Annotated in this window: 1 protein-coding gene; it reads right to left on the reverse strand. The window is 77.0% G+C overall.

What is annotated here, in order from left to right:
* Positions 1-5,171 (reverse strand): non-ribosomal peptide synthetase (locus CCN56_RS32130; protein ID WP_143664689.1); only part of this gene is annotated, 5,171 nt, incomplete at both ends.

The following is a 5,171-nucleotide window of genomic DNA, read 5'->3' on the forward strand; positions in this document are numbered from 1 at the left end:
GCACCATGTACTCGGGCAGCACGGTCCGCAGCCGCGCCTCCGCGTCGCCGGTGTCCAGGTCCTCGGGGCCCACCAGGTAGCAGACCAGGCGGTGTTCGCCGTCCGCGCCCCGGACCGCGGCCACGGCGCGCTCGACGCCGGGCAGGGTCTCGGCGGCCGTCTCGACCTCGCCGAGCTCGATGCGGAAGCCGCGCACCTTCACCTGGTCGTCGACGCGGCCGAGGTATTCGAGGGCACCGTCGGGCCGCAGGCGGACGAGGTCGCCGGTGCGGTACATGCGGCCGCCGGCCGGCCCGAACGGGTCGGCGGTGAACCGCTCGGCGGTCAGTCCGGGCAGGCCCAGGTAGCCGCGGGCCAGGCCGTCACCTGCGACGTACAGCTCGCCGCGGCCGCCGGGGCCGACCGGCCGCAGGCCGCTGTCGAGGACGTAGGCGCGGGCGTAGGAGAAGGGGCGGCCGATCGGGACGGGCCCGTCGGCGAGCGGCTCGCCCGGTGCGATGCGGAACTCCAGGCAGTTGACGGTGGCCTCGGTCGGTCCGTACGCGTTGATCACCGTCACGTCGGGGTGCGCGGCCCGCCAGCCGGCGAGCATCTCGCCGCGCAGGGCCTCGCCGCCGAGCACGAGGGTGCCGGACGGGGAGACCTCCTCCGGCAGCGTGTCGAGCAGGCGCAGGTGGCTGGGGGTGCCCTTGAGGAAGGTGGGCCGCTCCGCGCCGACGGCGTCGGGGAGTTCGGCGACGTGGACGAGGCCGCCCGCGACGAGCGGCGAGTAGAGGCAGGTGAGGGTGAGGTCGAAGGAGGGCGAGGTGTGGGCGAGCGAGAGCCCGGCCGCGTCGGGGTAGGCCTCGCGGGCGCGCCGCAGATAGGCGCCGAGCGCGCGGTGCTCGACGACGACGCCCTTGGGCCGCCCGGTGGAGCCGGAGGTGAAGATGGTGTACGCGGCGTCCTGCGGCCGGGGTGCGGCCACGGCCGCCGGGGCGTCTGCCTCGGCGTCGCCGACCGCGAGGACCGGGATGCCGCCGGGCACGGCCGCAGTGCCGTCGGTGATCGCCAGGGCGGGCGCGCTGTCGGCGAGGACGACGGCGATCCGCTCGGCCGGGTAGGCCGGGTCGACCGGCACGTAGGAGGCGCCCGACTTGAGGACGCCGAGCAGGGCGACGAGCAGGTCGGCCGAGCGCGGCAGGACGACGGCGACGCGCCGGCCGTGACCGATGCCGCGGGCGGCCAGTTCGGCCGCGACCGCGTGGGAGCGCCGGTCGAGCTGCCGGTAGGTGAGGCGTTCCCCGCCGGCGAGGACGGCGGGCGCGTCGGGGGTGCGCAGGACCTGGGCCGCGAAGAGCTCGGGGAAGGTGGTGTCGGCGGCCGCGGCCTCGGGGGACGGGTTCAGGGCGAGCAGCCGGGCCCGGTTCTCGGCGGCGCCGGGCGTGGCGGCCCGGGCCAGCGGGACGTCGGGCGTGGCGACCATGGCGCGCAGCACGCCGAGGAGTTCGCGGGTGGCCGCGCGGACGGTGTCCGTGTCCACGAGGTGGGGCTGGTGGCGGACGCGGAAGAGCAGTTCCTCGCCCGGTTCGACGACGACGCTGATCGCGAAGTGGCTGCCGTCGCGGACCCGCGCGTCGGTGAGGGCGAGGCCGGCGGCGTCCGCGGAGGCCTCGATGGCCGCCCGGTCGAGCGGATAGTTCTCGAAGCTCAGCAGCGTGTCGAAGAGTTCGCCGAGGCCGAGGGCGCGCTGGATGTCGACGAGGGCGGCGTGGTGGTGGTCGAGCAGCGGGGCCTGCTCCCGGCCGAGCCGGACGGCGAGGTCGCCGAGCGACTCGGCGGGGTCGAGCCGTACGGAGAGCGGCACGGTGTTGATGAAGAGGCCCACGAGTTCGTCGGCGCCGGGCAGGTCGACGGGCCGGCCGGCGACGGTGACGCCGAAGAGGGCCTCGTCCCGCCCGGTGAGTCCGCGCAGCACGATCGCCCACGCGGCCTGTACGAGGGTGTTGACGGTGACGCCGCGCGCCTGGGCGACCGCGGCGAGCGCCGCCGTCTCGGCCCGGTCGAGCCCGTCGTCGTGGCGCACGGGCTCCACGACGCGCGCGTCGCGGCGCTCGGCGACGTGCAGCGGCTCGGTGACCCCGGCCAGCGCGGCGCGCCAGACGTCGAGGGAGCCCTCGCGGTCGGTGCCGCCGAGCCAGGCGAGGTAATCGCGGTACCGCGAGGGGGGTCCCGCGGGCAGCGGGAGGTCGCCGTACGCGGCGAAGAGGTCGCGGGCGACGACCGGCAACGACCAGCCGTCCACCACGATGTGGTGCATCGTCAGGACGAGGGAGCCGGCGCCGTCGGCGCGGCGGACCGCCGTCGCGCGCACCAGGGGCGGCCGGGCCAGGTCGAAGCGGGTGGCCCGGTCCTCCTCCAGGAGGGCGGTGAAGGCCGCGTCGTCCTCGGCGTCGGCCTCGCGCACCGGCACGTCGACGCCGGCGTGGACGAGTTGCACCGAGCGCTGGTCCTCGGCCCTGCGGAAGCCCGCGCGCAGCGCCTCGTGCCGGTCGAGGACCCTCCGCAGCGCGGTCCGCAGGCGCGGCACGTCGATCCGGCCCGCGAAGTCCAGGACCACCTGGAGGGTGTACGGGTCGGACTCGGTGTCGTCGAAGGCGTGGTGGAAGAGCAGTCCCTCCTGGTTGGGCGAGAGCGGCAGGACCGCGGCGACCCCGGGCTCGGCGGCCAGCCGCGCCGCCTCCTCGGCGGACACCGGCGGTTCGGCCGGGCGCCGCACGTCGCCCTGCTCGTACGGCACGCAGACCTCGGCGAGCGCGGCCACGGTCCGCCGCTCGAACAGGTCGCGGAAGCCGAAGGAGAAGCCCCGGGCACGGGCCCGGCCCAGGACCCGGAAGCCGAGGACGCTGTCGCCGCCGAGGGCGAAGAAGTCCTCGTCGATCCCGACCCGTTCGGCCCCGAGCACCTCGGCGTACAGCTCGCAGAGCAGCGTCTCGACGGGGGTCCGGGGACGACGGCCCCCCTCGCCCGCGACCACCGGCACGGGCAGGGCCCGGCGGTCGACGTCCCCGCCCGGGCCGAGGGGCACGGTGTCGAGGGCGACCATGACGGACGGGACCATGTAGTCGGGCAGCGACTGGGCGGCGAGACCGCGGACCTCGGCCGGGTCGGTGCCGCGGCGCAGCACCACGTAGCCGACGAGGCGGCGGTCGCCCGGCACGTCCTCGCGGACGGTCGCGGCGGTGCGTACGACCCCGGGGTGGGCGGCCAGGGCCCGCTCGACCTCCGCCGGGTCGAAGCGGAAGCCGCGCAGTTCCACGTACGTCTCCGGCTCCTCGGCCGCGTCGGCCGCGTCCCGCGCGGGCGCGAGCACGCCGACCGGCGTGCCGGGCTCGGCCGCCGCCCGCTCCAGGACCTCGGTGAAGCGGCCGAGGAGCGCCTCCGCCTCCTCCGGGTCGAACAGGTGCGGCCGGCAGGCCAGCCGTGCGGTGAGCCGCTCCCCCGGTACGGCGGTGAGGGTGAGCGGGTAGTGCGTCGCGTCGGTCACGTCGGCGGCGCCGACGGTCAGGCCGGTGTCGCCGGACAGGGCGTCGATCGCGACCCGGTCGACCGGGTAGTTCTGGAAGACGACGAGGGTGTCGAAGAGGCCGGGCAGCCCGGCGGCGCGCTGCACGGCGACCAGCGGCAGGTGCTGGTGGGCGAGCAGGTCGGCCTGGTCGTCCTGGATCGAGCGGGCGAGGGCCGCGAGGGTCCGGCCGGACTCGGGCCGGGCGCGCAGCGGCACGGTGTTGATGAAGAGTCCGGCCATGTCGGCCACGCCGGGCACCTCGGCGGGGCGGCCGGCGACGGTGATGCCGAAGACCACGTCGTCGCGGCCGGTGAGGGCACGCAGGGCGACGGACCAGGCGGCCTGGACGAGGCTGTTGACGGTGACGCCCAGCTCCCTGGCCCGGGCGTCGAGGCGCCGGGTGGTGTCGGCGTCGAGGGCGCGCTGGAGGCGTACGGCGGGTACGGCGTCGGGAACCCCGGCGGCACCAGCGGCACCAGCGGCACCAGCGGCACCAGCGGCACCAGCGGCACCAGCGGCAGGCTCGGCGGCGGCGCCGGCGGCCTCCGATTCCGCCGTACCGAGCTCCGCCCCACCGGCCTCCGCGAGCGGCTCCGGCGTGCCCACCAGCGTCGGCCGGACCCCGGCCAGGGCGCGGCCCCAGGCCTCGGCGGACTCCTCGTGGTCGCGGGCGGCCAGCCAGCCGAGGTAGTCGCGGTAGGGCCGGGGCTCCGGTCCGGCGTCCCCGTCCCGGTAGGCGCGCAGCGTCTCGCCGAGGAGGACCGGCACCGACCAGCCGTCCAGGACGAGGTGGTGGCAGGTGAGCAGGAGCCGGTGGCCGTCGCCGAGGCGCAGCAGCACGGCCCTGACCAGGGGCGCGGCGGACAGGTCGAAGGGCGCCGCGCGTTCGGCGCGCACGACCTCGGCGGCGTCCGTCTCGCGCCCGCTCAGGTCGAGGACGCGCCACGGCACGGTGACGCTCCGGCGCACCGCGAGCACCGGGCGGCTCAGCCCCTCGTGGCGGACGCCGGAGCGCAGCACCGGGTGCCGGGCGACGGCCGTCCCGAGGGCGGTGCGCAGCCGGTCGGCGTCGAGGTCTCCGAGGAGGTCGAGGGTGACCTGCACGGTGTAGACGTCCCGGTCGCCGGTGGCGACCGTGCTGTGCACGAGCAGCCCCTCCTGGAGCGGCGTCAGCGGCAGCACCTGCTCGATGTCCGGATCGGCGAGGAGGGCGGCCGTCTCGGCCTCGGGCAGCGGGTCGGGCAGCGGCGCCGGGGCGTCCTGGCCGGCCGGGACGGCGCCGGCGGTGCAGGAGGGGGCGAGCCGGGCGACGGTCCGGACCCGGAAGAGGTCGCGGATCGGGACGGCGAGGCCGTCCTCGGCGGCGCGTGCGACGACCCGGGTGGCCGACAGGGAGTTGCCGCCGAGCGAGAAGAAGTCGTCGTCGATGGTGACCTCGTCGAGGCCGAGGACCTCGGCGTAGAGGCGGCAGAGCCGTTCCTCGACGGGGTCGCGCGGGGCGCGCCCGTCGGCGAGGGCGGCCCGGACGGGGGCGGGCAGGGCCTTGCGGTCGAGCTTGCCGTTGGGGGTGAGCGGCATCGCGTCGAGGATGACGACGGCGCCGGGCACCATGTACTCGGGCAGC

This window comes from Streptomyces sp. NRRL B-24572 (genome assembly GCF_002156145.1).
Taxonomy (GTDB): domain Bacteria; phylum Actinomycetota; class Actinomycetes; order Streptomycetales; family Streptomycetaceae; genus Streptomyces; species Streptomyces vietnamensis.